This window comes from Rheinheimera sp. (assembly GCF_030690345.1).
Lineage (GTDB): Bacteria > Pseudomonadota > Gammaproteobacteria > Enterobacterales > Alteromonadaceae > Alishewanella.
The window spans coordinates 360,612-378,872 of record NZ_JAUYGV010000007.1 but is presented as its reverse complement, the minus strand read 5'-3'; the positions used below and the strand labels follow the sequence as shown (position 1 = coordinate 378,872).

Genomic DNA, 18,261 nt, shown 5'->3' with positions numbered 1-18,261 from the left:
ATGAGCGACAGTGAACACAACAAGAAAGAAAAAACCGCCACCGCCTTGCAGTATGAAGGTAAAAAAGCGCCCACCGTTACGGCAAAAGGTCATGGCCAGCTGGCAGAAGATATGATTGCGTTGGCACGCGAGCATGGTGTGCTGGTGCATCAGGATGATGAATTAAGTAAGTTATTGAACCAACTGCAATTGGGCGAACAGATCCCTGCACAACTGTATATCGTTATTGCAGAGCTTATCGCCTTTTCGTATGTACTGCAGGGCAAATTTCCGGAGAACTGGCATAATATCCACCAGCGGATTGATATTAAAAGTTAGCCTTGCTTTTTTTGCTGATGCAAATTAAACAGCAGCTCTGCTTCTGCGCGCGGTAATTCACATTCACGGATAATTTCATCGAGATCGGCCCCCAGTTGCACCATCTTCATGGCGCGGCTGTAAATCTTCGATTCCGGGTCGGTCAACTCCAGTGCCTGTTGTTTGTCCGCCAGTAATTGCAACTGCGCCGTTAACTGCTCGCTCAGCTGGTTTAATCCGGTATCGAGTTGCAGCACCCGCTGGCCTACACCAATAACGCCGGCACGCAACTCTTCTACTTCATGCTGGCTGCCGGCCCATTGCTTTGCGGCATATTCCAGCTGTTTTTCCAGCGTGGTTTGCTGCAGCTGCATATGCCGCTGCTGCCGGCTAACCCACAGGTAAATACCGACGGCAAACAGCACTAACAGGCCGGTTTGAATTGCTACACCAAGCCACATAAGGGTTCCTAGATCGAGTTCACTTCTTCCCATTCTTCTTCGCTAAGCAACTTATTCAGATCAACGAGGATCAATAATTCGCCTTCGCGGTTCGATACGCCCTGGATAAAGCGCGCACTTTCATCGGTGCCGACATTCGGTGCAGTATCAATTTCTGACGATTTTAAGTACACCACTTCAGCCACACTGTCGACCATAATGCCGAGCACTTGCTTTTCCGCTTCAATGATCACGATACGGCTGTTATCGGTGACATCAGCCGGAGCCAGGCCAAAGCGTGAACGGGTATCTATTACCGTTACCACGTTGCCACGCAGGTTAATAATGCCCAGCACATAGTCGGGTGAACCCGGCACGGGGGCAATTTCGGTATAGCGCAGCACTTCCTGCACCTGCATAACATTAATGCCGTAAGTCTCTTCCTGCAGCTTAAACGTTACCCACTGCAACACGATGTCGGCTGCTACGTTTTTGTTGGCAGACTGCTTGGTTAAATTGCTCATGCACAGCTCCTGTATAAATAGCTTTTCCGGTTAAGCACTGATATCCAGACCCCGGTTTAATAAATCAATCATAGCGTCAACATCAATCAATACGCACATATGCTGTTTGATCAAACCCGCCATCCACGGGCGCTTGCCTTCTGCCTCACGCCATTTTACATCGTCCTGCTCCAGCACGTAGGTGTTGATCAGGGTTTCGCAGCAAAGGCCCCAGTTACTGTTGCCCAGCATAATAACATATTGATAGTTTAGCTTTTGCTGCAAAGTTTGATCATATTTTTCCGGCATTACCCAACGCGCAGTATCAACAATATTTATTTTTTGCTCGCGGTACAGCATAACACCTTTAAACCAGTTGGGTTTGCCGATCAGGCTGCTGACATTACCCAGCTGATGAATGCCGCCCAGCTCTTTTAACGGCACCGCCACTTTTAACCCGGCAACATCAAAAAACAACGCCTGAAAACGGCCCTGGCGGTAATCCTTCACGACAACCGGTGCTGCTGCAGGCACTGCAGCTTTCACCACAGGGGCAATGCGCTCGGCTACCGGAATATCACGCTGCGCCAGGCTCTGTGCTTGTTCGGCGGCAGCAAATTTGGCTTTTAATGTTGCCAGCGCCGCAGTATCTGCTGTGACGGCCGTATCTGTTTTAACTACCGCTTTTGCTACAGGCGCAGCAACCACAGCTTGCGATAATAAGGCATTAAGTTGCTGTTTTTTTTCTTCCGCCAGCGCCAGGGTTTCAGTGTCGTCTTCTGTCAGCAAGGCTGACAAATAATGTTGCATCACTTTTTGACTGGCAATTAAATTACTCATACCTTACTCCGGCGCCAGTTGCAGTAAATAGGTCAGCAAGGTGTTGTAAGCAAATACGCCGCGTGACGCCGATGCATACTCGCTCGGTGGTGTTTGTGCCAGGCTGGCATCACGGAATTTAGTGTCTACCGGAATAACCGCTGACCAGACGCGGTCCTGATACTTGGTTTTAAGCTCTTTGTAAGCCTCCAGTGAGGCTTTAGTGCGCTTATCGTACATGGTAGGAATAATAGTGTAGGCGTAATCTTTTTTCTGCGACGTGCGCATTAACGCCATGGTGGCAATCATCCGTTCCAGGCCTTTTAACGCCAAAAACTCAGTTTGCACCGGGATTAGAATACGGTCGCAGGCGGCAATAGCGTTCACCATCAACACGCCCATTACCGGCGGGCAGTCTATCAGCACATAATCGTATTCTGTTTTGACTTTTTGCAGGGCTTTTTTCAGCATCAGGCCCATGCCGCCTTTGTTACCCATGGAGCGGTCTAAGGTTGCCAGCGCCATGGATGATGGCAGAATATCCAGATTCGCGACACCACTGGGGCACAGTGACTGCATGATTTCTTCACTGGTAATGTCTTTGCCACGGATAAACATATCATACACGCTGACTTCCAACTCTTCGGCGTCAATGCCGAAGTAGTATGTCAGGGACGCATGCGGATCCGTATCAACCAACAGCACTTTGTAACCGCGTTGCGCTAACAAGCCGCCGAGGGTTACCGTAGTGGTGGTTTTACCTACACCGCCCTTTTGATTTGCTACCGTCCAAATTACCACTTCAGGGTTCCTGTTGTTCCGGCGGCTGCGCATCCGGATTGTCCTGCCGCGTGGTGATACGAATACCACCGCCCGGTAAGGCTATCACTCTGATACTGCCGTCTTCTTGCGAAATTTGTTCCAACTGGCGCTGTAGCGCATCGTTTTCAGCGTTCTCACTGTTGTCTGTTTTTTCGCTCTGTGCTGCATAACCATAGCGCGAAATCGCAATAACCACTTTGCGGTTAGCGGCACGCCCCTGAGCGCTGTCATTAGCACTAAACGGATAATACTGGCCGAACCCTTCAATGGCCATACGCTGCGGTGCTGTACCCAGCCGCTCCAGCATCCGCAGCACTGAGGTAGCCCGGCTGACTGACAACTCCCAGTTAGACGCGAACAGCTCATTGTTAATCGGCTGGTTATCAGTGTAACCGCGCACACGGATAAAATTATCAATTGGATTAATTACTTTGGTTATTTCACCCAGCAAGGTTTGCGCTGATGACGTTGCAGTAGCACTGCCACTGGCAAACAGCAAACCACTACTCAGTTCAATGCTCAGCCAGTTTTCATCTTGCTGTATTTTTGCCAATCCCTGCTCCAGCAAGTTTGCCAGAGCCCGGGTTAGCTGCTGCTCAACAGACTGCAACGGGCTGCCTAACTGTTTGGCCGACACCTCTGATAACTGTTTCGCATCAGCAACCAGCGATGGCCCTTTGGCGTCTTCCAGTGAAGTGCCGTATAACTCCAATTCACTTTGCGGTGCCGGCTCGGTTAGCACCGAGCTGCCGGGCACACCGCTGCCGGATTGCTCCGGCTTTTCAAACATTCGGGTGATAGAGTCGGCCAGCACATTGTATTGTTCTTCTTTAACAATCGACATGGCATACAACACCACAAACAGCGCAAACATCAGTGTCATATAGTCAGCATAGGATACCAGCCAACGGTCAAGCTGTTCCTGCTCTACGTGCTGATGCTTCTGTTTATGCCGGTACATGCTGTTTAACCGGGGTGGTAAGCGGCCAGCTTACGCTCGATATTACGTGGGTTCTCACCATGAGCAATCGATACCAGACCTTCGACAATCAGCTCATGGTACAGTGTGCGTTGCTGCACTAAACTTTTGAGTTTATTGCCTACCGGAATAAACACCAGGTTAGCAAAACCAACACCATAAATGGTGGCAACAAAAGCCGTAGCAATACCCAGACCGAGTAATTCCGGTTCAGAAATATTCGACATCGCCTGAATAAGACCCAATACTGCGCCGACAATACCAATAGTCGGGCTATAACCGCCCATGGCATCAAAAATACGCGCACCGCGTAGCAGACGCTCACGCTCCAGCGTCAATTCCGCATCAAGGGTGTCTTGCAATACCGCAGGTTCCACGCCGTCAACTAACAAATTCAGGCCACGGTGTAAGAAAGCATCATGCTCTGCCAGGGCGTCGTTTTCCAGCGCAAGAAAGCCACTGCCACGGGCCGCTGTGCCCCACTGTACAATACGCTCTGCCGTGTGTTCCAAAGGCAATTGCGCCGGGCGGATCACCCAGGGCAACATACTCAGTCCCAGCCGGAATTGATTAAACGGGGTTTGCAGCATAACTGCACCTACTGTGCCGCCAACTACAATTAAAAATGCCGGAAAGTGCAACAAGGTGGACAAAGCACCACCTTCCATGACAAAGCCACCTGCTACCGCCAATACTGCCAGTAAAAAGCCGCTGATTGCCAGTTTATCCATGGGTCACTTCCGTGATAAGGCGTGTTGCCACTTCGTTCAGGCTAACTTCCAGGTCCATTAAGCCGGCAGCAGCTATTGCCTGTGGCATGCCGTACACTACACAACTGGCTTCATCCTGAGCCCAAATCCGTGCCCCGGCTTGCTTTAACAGCCGCGCACCTTCACGGCCGTCGGCGCCCATGCCGGTTAATACTATTGCCAGTACTTTATCGCTGTACACTTTGGCGGCGGTGGCAAAGGTAATATCGACGCTGGGTTTAAAAGTTATCCGCGGTGAGTCATCTTCTTTTATACGTAACCGCGCCTCGCGCTCATTACCCTCGATCAGCATTTGTTTACCACCGGGTGCCAGATAGGCTACGCCTGGTCGCAGCACATCATTGTCAGCGGCTTCGCGCACTTCAATTTTGGCCAACGAGTTTAAGCGCTGAGCGAAAGCACCGGTAAAAGCAGCCGGCATATGCTGAATTAATACAATTGGCAACGGGAAGTTCGCCGGTAGTGCGGTAATAATGCGCTGTAATGCTACCGGTCCGCCGGTTGAGGTGCCTATTGCCACCAGCTTATAACTCTTACCGCTGGCCTGGAAATTAGCGCTACGCGTCGGCGCGGCGACTCTGTCGCTTAACTTTGGCCGTTCAAATGCCGTACGGGTTAACGCCGGACGCTCGCTTAAACGCGGTGCAGGGGTTTCAGTACGCGCAGCAGAGCTGCTGCTAAAGGTGGTTCTGCCCGGCTGGCGTTTACGCGCTACGGCTTTAACCCTGTCGCGTAGTAATTGCCCGGCTTCATCTTTGTCACGGGCAATGTCTTCAAACTTTTTCGGTAAAAAATCTACCGCGCCGGCTTCAAGTGCATCAAAGGTGGCTTTTGCTCCTTCATGTGTTAATGAAGAGAACATCAGAATAGGAATACGCTGCTGTTGCATAATTTCGCGCACAGCCGAAATGCCGTCTAATACCGGCATTTCCACATCCATGGTAATAACATCAGGCTTCAGCGCTAAGGCTTTATCTACAGCTTCCCTGCCATTATTGGCTGTGTCGATAACTTCAATATCGCCATCCTTTGCCAGGATTTCTGTCAGGCGGCGACGAAAAAAGCTTGAATCGTCGACCACTAACACCTTAATCGCCATAATTATCTCTCTTTAGGCATTAATTTTATTGAAGCGATCAAATTTGATCTTTGATTTCTTCGCATAATGTTTCAGCAGGTTAGGCACATCAAGGATCAGCGCTATACCACCGTCAGACGTTATCGTTGCGCCGGCCATCCCCGGCGTGCCCTGCAATAAGGCATCCAGCGGTTTAATTACAACTTCTTCCTGGCCAATCAACGAGTCAACCACAAAACCAACTTGCTGGGTGCCAATTTGCACTATGACCACATGGCCTTGTTCGCGGCGGCGTTTTTTGTCTGACCCTTTCACCAGCCAGTGCTCGAGGAAGAACAGCGGTATGGCTTTATTACGCACCACCACAGTTAACTGACCATCAACGACATTGGTTTTGTTTAAGTCCAGATGGAATATTTCGCTAACACCTGCCAGCGGTAAAGCAAAGGTTTGCTTGCCGACAATAACCATCAGGGTTGGCAATATAGCCAAAGTCAGCGGTACTTTAATTTCCAGTAAGGTGCCCTCACCCATCTTGGAGTGAATATGCACAGTACCGTTTAATTGGGTGATCTTGGTTTTTACCACATCCATGCCGACACCGCGGCCGGAGATGTCAGAAATTTGCTCCTTAGTAGAAAACCCGGGCGCGAAAATCAGGTTAAAGGCTTCTGTATCCGACATTCTGGCTGCCGCGTCGGTATCAAGGATGCCGCGCTTAATGGCGATACCTTTGAGTTTTTCCGGATCCATACCGGCACCATCATCATGGATAGTCAGCAAAATATGGTCACCGGCCTGAGCTGCAGCCAATTTAACTGTACCGGTACGGTTTTTACCGGCTTTTTGCCGAACATCCGGCATTTCAATACCATGGTCTACCGAGTTGCGCACCAAATGCACTAAAGGATCAGCCAGCGCTTCTACCAGGTTTTTATCCAGATCGGTTTCTTCGCCTTCTAATACCAGCTCAATATCTTTATGCAGCGAACGCGCTAAGTCGCGTACTACCCGCGGGAAACGACCAAATACTTTTTTAATCGGTTGCATCCGCGTTTTCATCACCGCGCCCTGGATATCGGCAGTAACCACATCCAGATTAGAAATGGCTTTACTCATTTCTTCATTTTGCGCTGTGGTGGATAAGCTGACCAGGCGGTTACGCACCAGCACCAGCTCACCAACCATGTTCATGATCTGATCTAAACGTTTGGTATCAACCCGCACTGTGGTCTCTACCTGAGCAGCTTGTTGTGCGGCAGCAGCTTTATCTGCTGCTACCGGAGCTGCCGGTGCAACCTTAGTTTCGGCAACCGCGGCTTTAGCCGGAGCGGCAGCTGCTGCAGCCGGCGCTGATGCTGCGGCCGGTTTAGCCACTTCTACCGGGGCCTTACCTTTACCGTGTAATTGGTCCAGTAAGGCCTCAAATTCAGCATCGTCTATTTCGTCATCTGATTTCTTCGCTGCCGCGCCGGACGTTGCTGCAGGTGCGGGAGCCGCTTTCTCTGCTGCAGCGGCGCTATCCGGAATAAAGGAGCCCTTGCCATGCAGCTGATCAAGAATAGATTCAAACTCATCGTCAGTAATATCTTCACTACCGGAGGAGCTCGCTACCGCTGCGGCGGGTGCAGGGCTGGCGGCTGCGACGCCTTTTTTGCCGTGCAGCTCATCCATCATGCGTTCAAATTCTTCTTCGGTAATATCGTCTACACTGCCACCGGACGACGGCGCAACCGGCTCAGGCTCTGCCGGCGCAGGTGCAGCTTTAGCGACAACAGGTGCCGGGTTTGAAGCCGACTCCGGTTCGCTGTAATGGTGCAAAGCTTCAAGTATGGCAGGAGAGGCAGGTGTTAACGGTTGACGATTTTGCACTTCAACAAACATTTCATTAATGCTGTCGAGTGACTGCAGAATAACGTCCATCAGCTCAGGCGTAACACGGCGCTTACCGGTGCGCAGAATGTCGAACACGTTCTCTGCACCATGGCAGGCATCAACCAACTCAGTTAATGACAGGAAACCGGCGCCGCCTTTTACTGTATGGAAACCACGGAAAATTGCATTGAGTAAATTGGCGTCGTCCGGATTATTCTCCAGCTCTACCAACTGCTCTTGCAGTAATTCGAGGATTTCACCGGCTTCAACCAGAAAGTCCTGCAGTATATCTTCGTCCATATCAAAGCTCATGCAATGACACCTCTGTTAAAAACCTAAACTGGATAACAAATCATCGACGTCATCCTGACCGCTGACCACATCATCACGCTCTGCTGCATCAATAATAGGCCCTTCTGCTTCGTGTGCTTTGGGCTTACTTTTTGCAGGCTTCGCCTCGGCAGCAGGCGCCATCAAACTTGATTGGCCAAACGCGGTTAATAAACCAATCAGACTTTCTTCTACTTCCCGCACCAACTCAATAACCCTGCGCAAAATCTGACCGGTTAAATCCTGATAGTCTTGCGCCATTAATACGTCAGTTAGCAACGAGTTCAGCGTATTGGAATCACCACTGGCTTGCTGAAAAAACGCATCGAGGTTATGACATAACGATTTAAACTCGCCTAACTGCATTTGCCGTTGCATCAGCTTTTGCCACTGCGGCTGAATACTGCCCAGTTTTTGGCTAATTTGGTCCGCAATGGGTAAGCACGACTCTACCGCGTCCATAGTACGGTTGGCAGCCTGCTCGGTCATATCGATAACATGATTAAGCCGCTTTTTCGCGTCAGGAATATCTTCTTCAAGCAGGTTGTTCAGTGAGGGGTCTATCTGGAAATTTTTTAACGAGTCGTGCAGCTGGCGTGTTAACTTACCTACTTCAGCAAACAACTCTGATGAACCCGGCACAGCCAATTGCTGCACCAATTCGTTGGCAGAGTCATGCTCCCCCATTTCCAGCAGCTGTACCAGCTCCCGGGCCTGGTCCAGAGAAATTAAAGGCGCCGTAATTGCAGACATGGCTATGCTCCTTTGTCAGTTACGGTTAGCCGATGCGTTCAAATACTTTAGCTAACTTCTCTTGCAGCGTGGCTGCAGTAAAGGGTTTGACGATATAACCATTTACGCCGGCCTGAGCCGCAGCGATGATTTGTTCTTTCTTGGCTTCTGCCGTTACCATCAGCACCGGGATGTGCTTTAACTTGGCATCAGCGCGGATAGCACGTAACAAGTCTATCCCCTGCATACCGGGCATATTCCAGTCTGTTACCACAAAATCAAAGTCGCCGTTTTGTAGCATAGGCAAGGCAGTACTGCCATCATCTGCTTCAGACACGTTCGTAAAGCCAAGGTCACGCAACAGGTTTTTTATAATTCGTCTCATGGTTGAAAAATCATCTACCACAAGAATCTTCATGTTTTTATCCAAAATCCCCTCCGACGAGATATTATTGTTATCTCAGAATAGGTTACAACCAATCCTGCATTCTGGCTTTTAACCTGATTAATGCCTGACTATGAATTTGACTAATCCTGGACTCACTGACATTCAGTACCGCCCCGATCTCTTTCAAGTTTAGCTCGTCATTATAATACAGCGAAAGTACTAATGCTTCACGCTCAGGTAAATTACTGATTGTTTTCGCTAAATCCTGGTGGAAAGTTTCATTTGCCTGGGTTTCATACAAATGATCACTGTCTGTATCACCGGATGTTACCAATACATCTGCCGAAATCCCGAGGTCTTCAATACCAATAACTCTGCCGCTACTGATATCGTTAAGCATATGATGGTATTCATCTATAGATATATCAAGTTTTTCAGCAACTTCTGTATCTTTAATATCACGACCATATTCAGCTTCCAGCCCGGCGATGGTTTCCGCTATCAATCTGGCATTACGGTGCACCGAGCGTGGTGTCCAATCGCCACGGCGCATTTCATCGAGCATGGCACCGCGGATACGAATACCGGCGAAGGTTTCAAAGCTGGCCCCTTTGCTGCCGTCGAAATTCTTTGCCGCTTCAATCAGACCGATCATACCGGACTGAATAAGATCGTCGACCAACACGCTGGCGGGTAACCTTGCCATTAAATGGTAAGCGATACGCTTAACCAAAGGCGCGTGACGTTCGACCAACTGCTGCATATGGTCAACACCGCCATAAGCTGCAACTTTACTGTTCACGCGATCCCCCGATCAACCTGAGGTTGCACCAGTTGCTCCAGAAAAAACTCCAAATGGCCGGATGCCGTTGCCGGTAACGGCCACTTGCCGGCTTTTAACGCCAGGCTTTTTATCGCCATGCTGGCCGGTGTCTTCGGAAACGCTTCGACAAAGCCTTTTTGCTTGCGCGCAGCTTTACGTACGTTTTCGTCGTACGGGATAGTAGCGACCAATTCCAGACTTATATCAAGAAAACGATCGGTTACGCGGGTTAATTTGGCAAACAGCTCCTGGCCTTCTTTTAAACTGCGCACCATATTGGCGACAATTTTGAATTTTTCCACCCCATGATCGCGACTGAGAATTTTCATCAGTGCATAAGCATCGGTAATCGATGACGGCTCATCACATACCACCACCATTACATCCTGAGATGCACGGGAAAAGCTTAATACCATGTCGGAGATGCCGGCGGCCGTATCCACCAGTAATACGTCTACCGGGGTTTTTAGTTCGCTGAAAGCACGGATAAGGCCGGCATGTTCTGCCGGTGCCAGCTCAGTCATATTTTGCGAGCCGGATGTAGCGGGAATAATTTTGATGCCGAAGGGACCGTCGATAATAATGTCGTCAAGCCCGACATCACCTGCCAGTACATGCGACAGGTTTTTTTCGACCCGCAAGCCTAACATAACGTCACAATTGGCCAGACCAAGGTCGGCATCCAGCACCAGCACTCTTTTACCCATCTGCGCCAGTGCCATGGCAAGATTCAGCGTAACGTTGGTTTTACCCACGCCGCCCTTGCCACCGGTAATTGATATTACTTTTACCATCTGCTTATTCATTTTTCTCAGGCCATTGGCTTGATCGTCGATATTGTCATGACTATGCATAGGTTCCGTCCGCGCGGCTCATCTCATCGTTATACCACTGATGACCCGTACTACTGTGTGCGATTCGTAATTTTTCTGCCTGCTGCACCATAACACGGGCATCGGCAACTGCTATATCTTCAGGTACGCGTTGGCCGTTGGTCAGGTAACTGACAGGTAACGCATTCTGAATAGCAACATTGATGACTTCACCTAAGCTTAAGCATTCATCAAGTTTGGTGAAAATACAACCAGACAAAGGTATACGTTTGAAATGTGTCACGCTTTCCTGCATAACCCTAGCCTGCGCTGTGGCAGACAATACCAGATAACTTTTTATTTTGACACGACTATTATGCACCAGACCGGCAAGTTTTTCCGCTAAACGTACATCACGTTGGCTCATACCGGCCGTGTCGATTAATATCAGTTTACGTTGTTGTAACTGATTAATTAACAACGCTAACTCGTCACTGTCTTTGGCTTGCTTCACCGGACAACCAATAATACGGCCAAACGTAGCCAATTGCTCATAAGCACCGATACGGTAGCTGTCAGTGGTGATAAGCGCGACTTGGTCAGCGCCGTGCCGCTTGGCAAACTCTGCCGCTAATTTGGCTACAGTCGTGGTTTTACCCACCCCGGTAGGTCCTACCAGCGCAATCAGGCCGCCACGGCGTAAAATATCGTCATTAGTAGTGCTAAGCTGCCCCGCCAGTAATTCCAATGCCGCATCCCACGCATCTGCGCTGTTCAGCTCTTCCGGCATAAAACACGCCAGCTGATCGGCTACCTGCTCAGACAACCCCAGTTGTTGCAGGTTTTCGATTACCAAAGCCCGTACCGGTTCGCGTCGTGCCAGATCTTGCCACATTAAACCGGACACCTGATGCTGCAGCAGTTGCCGCATCGACAGCATCTCGTTGCGCATTGCATCCATTTGTTGCTGCACTAATTTGGCTTGTTGCTCTTGCTGCTTACTGATCTCGGTCAGCTGCACGCTGCTAACGCCCTGCGGCACGCCGGAAGTTTGACGCTCAAACTGCGCGCTGCGCGGCGCTTGTTGCTGTGCTTGTGGCTTGGCTGCAGTCTGGGAATTCACCTGCTGCTTAATCATCTGCCGTGCCAGCAGAGCTTTTAGTGAGTCGGCCGGTGCTTCGGCAGTGCTCTCCGGCTCAGCAGTATTAAGCTGGTTATCGTCATCTGCCACCGTTACGGCAAAGCGCGGTTCCGCACGTTTTGCTACTGCCGGCGCTGCTTTAACGGCAGCTGCGGCATCATGATCAATCGCCGCAACAATTTCCACGCCACCGGCCACTTTTTTATTTGACAAAATAATGGCGTCAGGACCAAGGAACTCTTTTACCTCGGTTAAGGCAGTACGCATATCTTTTGCCACAAAGCGTTTGATTTTCATCAGTTAACTCCTAGTTTGCCTGGCCAATAACGCTGACAATACGAATTTGTTTATCATCGGGGATTTCCTGATAGGACAATACCCGCAACCCTGGAATGGTGTACTTCACGAATCGTGCCATAACTGAGCGTAAAATTCCTGACGTTAACAATACGGCGCTGTCACCGCTAAGTTCCTGGTTCTGATGTGCGTCCTGCAACGATTGCTGAATACGGTCGGCCAGACCCGGTTCAATACCGGCGCCATCGTTTCCGGCGGCCTGCATCGACTGATGCAGCATTTGCTCCAGTTCCGGCGCAAAGGTAATAACCGGGATTTCTTTACGGCTGCCACCCACTTCCTGCACGATCAAGCGGCGCAGCGCAATACGACAGGCGGCAGTTAACACATCCACATCCTGGCTCTTGGCACCGTATTCCACCAGGGTTTGCACTATGGTGCGCATATCACGGATAGGCACGCCTTCCTGTAACAGATTTTGCAGCACTTTCACGACGGTGGTTAATGCCAGCGTGTCCGGCACCAGGCCCTCCACCAGTTTGGGTGAATGTTTTGCCAACATATCCAGCAGGTTCTGCACTTCTTCATGCCCCAACAAGCTGGCAGCATGATTGGTCAAAATCTGGCTTAAGTGTGTCGCTACCACGGTGGCGGCATCCACCACGGTGTAACCCAGTGTTTGTGCATGCTCGCGCTGATCTTTGGCTATCCATACCGCGTCCAGGCCAAAGGCCGGGTCTTTGGTAGCAACGCCTTTTACCGTACCAAATACCTGGCCGGGGTTAATCGCCAGTTCGTTATCATGCCGCAGCTCGCCTTCACCACTGGTTACGCCCATTAAGGTCATGCGGTAGCTGTTCGGCTCCAGGTCCAGATTATCGCGAATATGCACAGCCGGAATAAGAAAGCCCAGCTCTTGCGACAGTTTTTTCCGTACACCTTTGATACGGCTTAACAGTTCGCCGCCCTGGGCTTTATCTACCAGCGGGATCAAGCGGTAACCCACTTCAAGGCCAATGGTGTCAACGCCCTGTACATCATCCCAGCCAATCTCTTTTACCACTCCCGACTCTACCGGCGTTAATTCTGCAGTATTGCGGCTGACCAGCTCGGCCTGGCTTTGCTGCGCACGTTTGTGCATCAGATAAGCCATGCCGCCTACTACGGCAGCTAAGGTTAAAAAAGCAAAATGCGGCATGCCGGGCACTATACCCATTAAGGTCAGTACGCCGGTGGCGACAAACAGCACTTGTTTGTTACCCAGCTGAGCGGTCATTTGCTCGCCCATATTTTCCGACTTGTTTTGCCGCGTCACGATAATGGCAGTACCGATAGACAGCAGCAGTGCCGGTATTTGTGCCACCAGGCCATCACCAATGGTCAGCAGGGTATAAATTTCCATCGCATTGCCAAACGATAAGCCATGCTGGATCATGCCGATAAACAAACCGCCTACCAGGTTGATCACCAAAATAACGATACCGGCGATGGCATCACCTTTAACAAATTTACTCGCACCGTCCATCGAGCCGTAAAAGTCGGCTTCGCTGGTGACTTCATCACGGCGTTTACGCGCATCTTCCTGAGTAATCAGACCGGAGTTTAAATCGGCATCAATCGCCATCTGTTTACCGGGCATCGCATCTAACGTAAAGCGGGCAGAAACCTCTGCAATACGGCCGGCGCCTTTGGTTACCACCACAAAGTTGATGATGATTAAAATTAAGAACACTACTATACCCACGGCATAGTTACCGCCGATAACCACAGAGCCGAAGGCTTCGATAACCTTACCGGCAGCGTCGCCGCCGTTGTGACCTTCAAGCAATACCACCCGGGTACTGGCCACGTTCAGCGCTAAGCGCATAATGGTTGCGACCAGCAAAATAGCGGGGAAAGCGCCGAAGTCCAGCGGCCGCATGGTGTATACCGTAACCAGCAACACAATAAGCGCCAGCGCAATATTGAAGGAGAACAGCATATCCAGCAGCATCGGCGGCAGTGGCAGTACCACCATCGCCAGCGCAGCGAGGATAAATAGCGGCGTACCCAGGCCTTTTGCAAAAGCAAAACGGGAGCGATCGAACTTAGTGAAATAACCGGCTAACTGCATAACAACCCTGACAGTAAATTGGCGCAATACAGGGAGTCAGCAAGAAGTGTTCCAAAACGTGCAAGCCATTGCGTAACTGCACGTTTTGTTTAACGCAGCAGGCAGAATTAGTGGCGGTAATCGTCCGGGATCGGCAGCTCTTTAGCCAGAGTTTTCGGCCGGCTGCCTTTGCCTTTTTTATACATCTTCAGCTGATACACATAGGCCAGCACCTGGGCCACTGCGGCGAATAACTGCTCCGGAATAGGATGATCCAGCTGGGTGGTGTAAAAAATGGAGCGCGCCAGGCCCGGTGATTCAATTACCGGCACTTTATGCTCATTGCCTATCTTACGGATATGCATCGCCACTTCATCCACGCCTTTAGCCACGACAACCGGCGCGCGGAACTTGCCTTGGTCATATTTCAGCGCCACCGCATAGTGGGTCGGGTTGGTCACGATAACATCGGCTTTGGGCACTTCCTGCATCATGCGTTTCATCGACATCTGCATTTGGGTGCGGCGAATACGGGCTTTTATTTGCGGATCGCCTTCGGAGTTTTTATGCTCGTCTTTAATTTCCTGCAGCGACATTTTCAGCTGCTTAATATGATTCCACTTTTGGTACGGTGCATCCACCACGGCTATCACTGATACGCTGGCACACAAGCCCAAAAACAACCAAGCCAAAAAATACAACGCCGATTCAATATTATTCGGCTCGCTCATCAAAGACAGCGCCATAATGTCGAAGAAATACATTTTCAGCAGCAGATAGGCAATGCCCACTACCACTATCACTTTGAGAATACTTTTTAACAGCTCTACGAATGCCTGTAAGCCAAACATCCGTTTAAAGCCTTTCATCGGATCCATTTTACTCAGCTTGGGTCCCGCGGCCTGCCAGCTGAAATTAAAACCGCCCAGCAGAGTATTGCCGATAAAAGCGGCGATTAAAATGATCAGAAAAATACCGGCCAGCGGCGGTGCAAGTCGCTCGCCCACTGCGCCCCACGCCGTAAACATTGAATTGGTTTCAAAAATATCTTTCGGGTTCAGCTGCAACATACGCTGACCAACATCTAATATTCCTACGGCCAGCATTTTGCCAAACACCAGAATTGCCGCAGCACTGCCGATTAACACAAATGCCGTGCCTAAATCCTTCGAACGCGCTATCTGGCCCTTTTCCGCTGCGTCTTGCAGCTTCTTGGGCGTGGGCTGTTCGGTCTTTTCGGTGCTTTCATCTGCCATAGCAACGCCCTGTGTTTAACAGCCAATCAGCCGGCAGCTGTACTCAATGCTGTACTGCCACTGTTTGTCGTAATGGAATAAAAAGGTATCCAGCGTCAGCCATAAAATCACTAAACCGGCCAACATGGTAATTGGAAAACCAATGGAGAATATATTCAGCTGCGGCGCCGCCCGCGTCATAATGCCAAACGACAGGTTTACCGTCAGCATTGATACTATCGGTGCCAGCGCTATCGCCAGGGCAGTAGCAAACATCCAGCCGCCAAACTCTATTACTGTCCAGTAACTGGTTACATCCCACCACTGGCCGTTAATCGGCAGGGTGTCAAAGCTGAATACCAGCATTTGGATCATGATTAAATGGCCATCGAAGATCCAAAACAATAAGGTAGCCAAAATCAGATAAAACTGACCGATAGCCGGCACATTGACACCGCTGGCCGGGTCTACCATCGAAGCAAAACCCAAACCGGTCTGGGTGGCCAGCAACTGCCCCGCCAGCACAAAAGTGGTAATAAACATCAGTGAGATAAAGCCCAGCGCAAAACCAATCAGCAGTTGCAACAGCACTTCTAAAAACATCTGGCCGGACATCAGGTCAGGATTAGCTACCGGCGGCAGCGTTGGCATAATAATTAGTGTAATCATCACCACCAGCCCGGTTTTAATCCGCATCGGCACATTGCGCACACCAATACCGGCCATAATTAAAAACATACCGGTAACGCGGCACAATGGCAGTAAATAGTCCGCGATGGTTTGCATTAACAACTGCAGCGGAAAGTCCATCGCAGTTACCCTACCACAGTTGGTATGCTCAGGATCAGCTCATGGGTGTATTCCATAATCACCCGGGTAAACCAGTGTCCACCGAAAATAAGTGCCAGCAAGGTAACAATTAAGCGCGGCAAAAAGCTTAAGGTTTGTTCGTTAATCGAGGTTGCCGCCTGAAACACGGCCACAATTAAACCGACAAATAACGACGGCAAAATAATGGCACTAACCAGCAAAATCACCAGATAAAGCGCATCACGCAGTACGTCAACAAACACCTCAGGGCTCATGTGCCTACTCCGTAACTGGTGGCCATGGTGCCCATCACCAACAGCCAGCCGTCAACCAATACAAACATCATCAGCTTAAACGGCAGGGAGATAATCATCGGCGACAGCATCATCATACCCATGGCCATCAGTACGCTGGCAACCACCAGGTCGATAATCAAAAACGGGATAAACAGCATAAAGCCAATTTGAAAAGCGGTTTTCAGCTCACTGGTAATAAAAGCCGGAATAACGATGGTAATGGGGTAATCCTGCGGCGATGCCGCCACTTCATGGCCGGCAATCTGAGCAAAGGTATCCAGATCCTTGGTACGGGTTTGATGCAGCATAAAGGCTTTAACCGGCGCAATTGCCGCGTCCAGCGCTTGTACCGGCGAAATCTCTTCACTCAGGTAGGGCTGAATGGCCGTGTCGTTAACGGTTTTAAATACCGGCGCCATAATAAAAAAGGTCAGAAACAGCGTAATACCGATTAACACCTGATTCGACGGTGATTGTTGCAAACCTATGGCCTGGCGCAAAATAGCCAACACCACGATAATCCGGGTAAAGCTGGTCATCATAATGACCATGGCAGGAATAAAGCTCAGTGCTGTCATCATCGCCAGCACTTGCAGCGTTACGCTGTATTGCTGACTGCCGTCGGCAGCGGTGGTTACGGTAACGGCTGATAAGGCACCGTTATCAGCCAGAACATCGGGGCTCAGCAGCAGGGCCAGCACCACGAACAACAGTCGCAACATAGTTCACACTATTTTTTGAGTAAAGATTGCAACTGTGTATGAAAGTCTGATGCCAACTTTTCTTCAGGCAGGGAATTTTCCAGTTCAAACAGTAAATTTATGCTGTGTGCCGTAACACCTAAAACCCGCTGTTTTCCTTGCATTTCAATAACTAACAGGCGCTCTTTTGGCCCAAGCGGCATGCTGGAAATAATTTTTATATGCCGACTACCCGGCAGGCGCAGCGTCAATTTTTTGAACGCCCAACCCAGCGCAATCACAATAGCAACCACTATGGCCAGCGACAGCGCCATTTTACCTAAGCCTAACCCGGCAGCGGGACGCTCGTCGCCAGGCGACGCTTTAGCGCTAAGCGCCGGTATGTTGTTCTGCGTGCCGCCGTCTGCCGGCTTTGCCGGCGCAGCTGTGCTATCCGGCTGCGCTGCGGCTTGCACCGCGACCTCAGTTTGCGTCGCCGTTTCGGGTTGAGCTTCGGATTTAGTTTCCGGTTCTGCTTGTTGCTCAGCTTGTGCCTGCTGCTGTTGTGCCGCCGGCGCTGTGTTATCGGCCGCTACCGCGCCTGGCAACATCAACCACAATAGCGTTAAAACATAGAATATTCGCATTAACGTAACTTCTTAATCCGTTCAATCTGGCTTATTACGTCAGTCAGGCGAATACCAAACTTATCGTTCACCACTACTACTTCACCATGCGCAATCAGGGTGCCGTTAACCAGCACATCCAACGGCTCGCCTGCTACCCGCTCTAACTCCACCACCGAGCCCTGGTTCAGCTGCAGTAAGTTACGAATACTGATTTTAGCGCGGCCCACTTCCATCGAAATGGTAACCGGAATATCTAAGATGGTATCCAGCTTACGCTTCTCATCTACCGTAATATCGGCTTTTTCGTCACGTAACTCTTCCAGCTCAACGGCCTCTGCACCGTCGTCCCCGCCTTCGGCTTCAGCCATTGCTGCAGCCCATTCGTCCATCGTATCTTTATCATCAGCCATGTT

General features: G+C 50.3%; 21 protein-coding genes. 1 reads left to right on the top strand and 20 read right to left on the bottom strand.

Going from position 1 to position 18,261, the window contains the following annotated elements:
• Positions 1-318: an EscU/YscU/HrcU family type III secretion system export apparatus switch protein gene (locus tag Q8O77_RS12575; protein ID WP_305553532.1), complete on the top strand. Its 318-nt coding sequence runs from the start codon at positions 1-3 to the stop codon at positions 316-318.
• Here Q8O77_RS12575 and Q8O77_RS12570 read toward each other — a convergent pair.
• The 20 genes from Q8O77_RS12570 to fliN all read right to left on the bottom strand — a co-directional run bounded on the left by Q8O77_RS12570 (position 315) and on the right by fliN (position 18,258).
• Entirely contained in the window at positions 315-758 is a 444-nt protein-coding gene (locus Q8O77_RS12570) for a DUF2802 domain-containing protein (protein WP_305553529.1), read from the bottom strand. The genes Q8O77_RS12575 and Q8O77_RS12570 overlap by 4 nt on opposite strands.
• 8 nt (positions 759-766) lie before the next feature.
• Positions 767-1,261 carry a chemotaxis protein CheW gene (locus Q8O77_RS12565; RefSeq protein WP_305553526.1) on the bottom strand — a complete coding sequence of 165 codons (495 nt, stop codon included), beginning with the start codon at positions 1,259-1,261 and terminating at the stop codon, positions 767-769.
• Positions 1,262-1,291: 30 nt separating this feature from the next.
• Positions 1,292-2,080 carry a chemotaxis protein CheW gene (locus Q8O77_RS12560; protein ID WP_305553524.1) on the bottom strand — a complete coding sequence of 263 codons (789 nt, stop codon included), beginning with the start codon at positions 2,078-2,080 and terminating at the stop codon, positions 1,292-1,294.
• Positions 2,081-2,083: 3 nt separating this feature from the next.
• Positions 2,084-2,860, bottom strand: a complete 777-nt coding sequence (locus tag Q8O77_RS12555; RefSeq protein WP_305553521.1) for a ParA family protein — start codon at positions 2,858-2,860, stop codon at positions 2,084-2,086.
• A gap of 1 nt (position 2,861) precedes the next feature.
• Entirely contained in the window at positions 2,862-3,842 is a 981-nt protein-coding gene (locus Q8O77_RS12550; RefSeq protein ID WP_305553518.1) for a flagellar motor protein MotB, read from the bottom strand.
• Between the two features lie 5 nt (positions 3,843-3,847).
• Positions 3,848-4,591: a flagellar motor protein gene (locus Q8O77_RS12545; RefSeq protein WP_305553515.1), complete on the bottom strand. Its 744-nt coding sequence runs from the start codon at positions 4,589-4,591 to the stop codon at positions 3,848-3,850.
• Positions 4,584-5,729, bottom strand: coding sequence for a chemotaxis response regulator protein-glutamate methylesterase (locus tag Q8O77_RS12540; RefSeq protein ID WP_305553512.1), 1,146 nt, complete (start codon positions 5,727-5,729; stop codon positions 4,584-4,586). The genes Q8O77_RS12545 and Q8O77_RS12540 overlap by 8 nt, the downstream gene beginning before the upstream one ends.
• 12 nt (positions 5,730-5,741) lie before the next feature.
• Positions 5,742-7,895 (bottom strand): chemotaxis protein CheA, encoded by a 2,154-nt coding sequence (locus Q8O77_RS12535; protein WP_305553509.1) that lies wholly within the window; start codon positions 7,893-7,895, stop codon positions 5,742-5,744.
• Between the two features lie 15 nt (positions 7,896-7,910).
• Positions 7,911-8,666: a protein phosphatase CheZ gene (locus Q8O77_RS12530; protein WP_305553506.1), complete on the bottom strand. Its 756-nt coding sequence runs from the start codon at positions 8,664-8,666 to the stop codon at positions 7,911-7,913.
• 25 nt (positions 8,667-8,691) lie between these two features.
• Positions 8,692-9,075 carry a chemotaxis response regulator CheY gene (gene cheY, locus Q8O77_RS12525; RefSeq protein WP_008220031.1) on the bottom strand — a complete coding sequence of 128 codons (384 nt, stop codon included), beginning with the start codon at positions 9,073-9,075 and terminating at the stop codon, positions 8,692-8,694.
• A 40-nt stretch (positions 9,076-9,115) separates the two neighbouring features.
• Positions 9,116-9,796 carry an RNA polymerase sigma factor FliA gene (locus Q8O77_RS12520; RefSeq protein WP_305554849.1) on the bottom strand — a complete coding sequence of 227 codons (681 nt, stop codon included), beginning with the start codon at positions 9,794-9,796 and terminating at the stop codon, positions 9,116-9,118.
• Positions 9,797-9,831: 35 nt separating this feature from the next.
• A complete protein-coding gene (locus Q8O77_RS12515; protein ID WP_305554846.1) occupies positions 9,832-10,662 on the bottom strand; it encodes a MinD/ParA family protein in 831 nt (276 codons plus the stop codon).
• Positions 10,663-10,702: 40 nt separating this feature from the next.
• Positions 10,703-12,106: a flagellar biosynthesis protein FlhF gene (gene flhF / locus Q8O77_RS12510; RefSeq protein ID WP_305553499.1), complete on the bottom strand. Its 1,404-nt coding sequence runs from the start codon at positions 12,104-12,106 to the stop codon at positions 10,703-10,705.
• A gap of 10 nt (positions 12,107-12,116) precedes the next feature.
• Positions 12,117-14,219, bottom strand: a complete 2,103-nt coding sequence (flhA, locus tag Q8O77_RS12505; protein ID WP_305553495.1) for a flagellar biosynthesis protein FlhA — start codon at positions 14,217-14,219, stop codon at positions 12,117-12,119.
• 107 nt (positions 14,220-14,326) lie between these two features.
• Complete coding sequence (flhB, locus tag Q8O77_RS12500; protein ID WP_305553492.1) at positions 14,327-15,454, bottom strand: flagellar biosynthesis protein FlhB; 1,128 nt, start codon at positions 15,452-15,454, stop codon at positions 14,327-14,329.
• Between the two features lie 15 nt (positions 15,455-15,469).
• Positions 15,470-16,219 (bottom strand): flagellar biosynthetic protein FliR, encoded by a 750-nt coding sequence (gene fliR, locus Q8O77_RS12495; RefSeq protein WP_305553489.1) that lies wholly within the window; start codon positions 16,217-16,219, stop codon positions 15,470-15,472.
• Between the two features lie 29 nt (positions 16,220-16,248).
• Positions 16,249-16,518: a flagellar biosynthesis protein FliQ gene (fliQ, locus tag Q8O77_RS12490; RefSeq protein WP_305553486.1), complete on the bottom strand. Its 270-nt coding sequence runs from the start codon at positions 16,516-16,518 to the stop codon at positions 16,249-16,251.
• A complete protein-coding gene (gene fliP, locus Q8O77_RS12485) occupies positions 16,515-17,261 on the bottom strand; it encodes a flagellar type III secretion system pore protein FliP (RefSeq protein WP_305553483.1) in 747 nt (248 codons plus the stop codon). Before fliP ends, fliQ begins: the two co-directional genes overlap by 4 nt.
• Positions 17,262-17,269: 8 nt before the next feature.
• On the bottom strand, positions 17,270-17,866 hold the full coding sequence (gene fliO / locus Q8O77_RS12480; RefSeq protein ID WP_305553480.1) for a flagellar biosynthetic protein FliO: 597 nt from the start codon (positions 17,864-17,866) through the stop codon (positions 17,270-17,272).
• Entirely contained in the window at positions 17,866-18,258 is a 393-nt protein-coding gene (gene fliN, locus Q8O77_RS12475) for a flagellar motor switch protein FliN (protein WP_305553477.1), read from the bottom strand. The genes fliO and fliN overlap by 1 nt, the downstream gene beginning before the upstream one ends.
• Between the last annotated feature and the right edge of the window lie 3 nt (positions 18,259-18,261).

What these genes read in the sequence shown, in the direction of transcription:
- Q8O77_RS12575 (WP_305553532.1), top strand. Translation starts at nt 1, where the DNA reads ATGAGCGACAGTGAACACAACAAGAAAGAAAAAACCGCCACCGCCTTG.
- Q8O77_RS12570 (WP_305553529.1), bottom strand. Translation starts at nt 758, where the DNA reads ATGTGGCTTGGTGTAGCAATTCAAACCGGCCTGTTAGTGCTGTTTGCC.
- Q8O77_RS12565 (WP_305553526.1), bottom strand. Translation starts at nt 1,261, where the DNA reads ATGAGCAATTTAACCAAGCAGTCTGCCAACAAAAACGTAGCAGCCGAC.
- Q8O77_RS12560 (WP_305553524.1), bottom strand. Translation starts at nt 2,080, where the DNA reads ATGAGTAATTTAATTGCCAGTCAAAAAGTGATGCAACATTATTTGTCA.
- Q8O77_RS12550 (WP_305553518.1), bottom strand. Translation starts at nt 3,842, where the DNA reads ATGTACCGGCATAAACAGAAGCATCAGCACGTAGAGCAGGAACAGCTT.
- Q8O77_RS12545 (WP_305553515.1), bottom strand. Translation starts at nt 4,591, where the DNA reads ATGGATAAACTGGCAATCAGCGGCTTTTTACTGGCAGTATTGGCGGTA.
- Q8O77_RS12540 (WP_305553512.1), bottom strand. Translation starts at nt 5,729, where the DNA reads ATGGCGATTAAGGTGTTAGTGGTCGACGATTCAAGCTTTTTTCGTCGC.
- Q8O77_RS12535 (WP_305553509.1), bottom strand. Translation starts at nt 7,895, where the DNA reads ATGAGCTTTGATATGGACGAAGATATACTGCAGGACTTTCTGGTTGAA.
- Q8O77_RS12530 (WP_305553506.1), bottom strand. Translation starts at nt 8,666, where the DNA reads ATGTCTGCAATTACGGCGCCTTTAATTTCTCTGGACCAGGCCCGGGAG.
- Q8O77_RS12520 (WP_305554849.1), bottom strand. Translation starts at nt 9,796, where the DNA reads ATGCAGCAGTTGGTCGAACGTCACGCGCCTTTGGTTAAGCGTATCGCT.
- Q8O77_RS12515 (WP_305554846.1), bottom strand. Translation starts at nt 10,662, where the DNA reads ATGAATAAGCAGATGGTAAAAGTAATATCAATTACCGGTGGCAAGGGC.
- flhF (WP_305553499.1), bottom strand. Translation starts at nt 12,106, where the DNA reads ATGAAAATCAAACGCTTTGTGGCAAAAGATATGCGTACTGCCTTAACC.
- flhA (WP_305553495.1), bottom strand. Translation starts at nt 14,219, where the DNA reads ATGCAGTTAGCCGGTTATTTCACTAAGTTCGATCGCTCCCGTTTTGCT.
- flhB (WP_305553492.1), bottom strand. Translation starts at nt 15,454, where the DNA reads ATGGCAGATGAAAGCACCGAAAAGACCGAACAGCCCACGCCCAAGAAG.
- fliR (WP_305553489.1), bottom strand. Translation starts at nt 16,219, where the DNA reads ATGCAAACCATCGCGGACTATTTACTGCCATTGTGCCGCGTTACCGGT.
- fliQ (WP_305553486.1), bottom strand. Translation starts at nt 16,518, where the DNA reads ATGAGCCCTGAGGTGTTTGTTGACGTACTGCGTGATGCGCTTTATCTG.
- fliP (WP_305553483.1), bottom strand. Translation starts at nt 17,261, where the DNA reads ATGTTGCGACTGTTGTTCGTGGTGCTGGCCCTGCTGCTGAGCCCCGAT.
- fliO (WP_305553480.1), bottom strand. Translation starts at nt 17,866, where the DNA reads ATGCGAATATTCTATGTTTTAACGCTATTGTGGTTGATGTTGCCAGGC.
- fliN (WP_305553477.1), bottom strand. Translation starts at nt 18,258, where the DNA reads ATGGCTGATGATAAAGATACGATGGACGAATGGGCTGCAGCAATGGCT.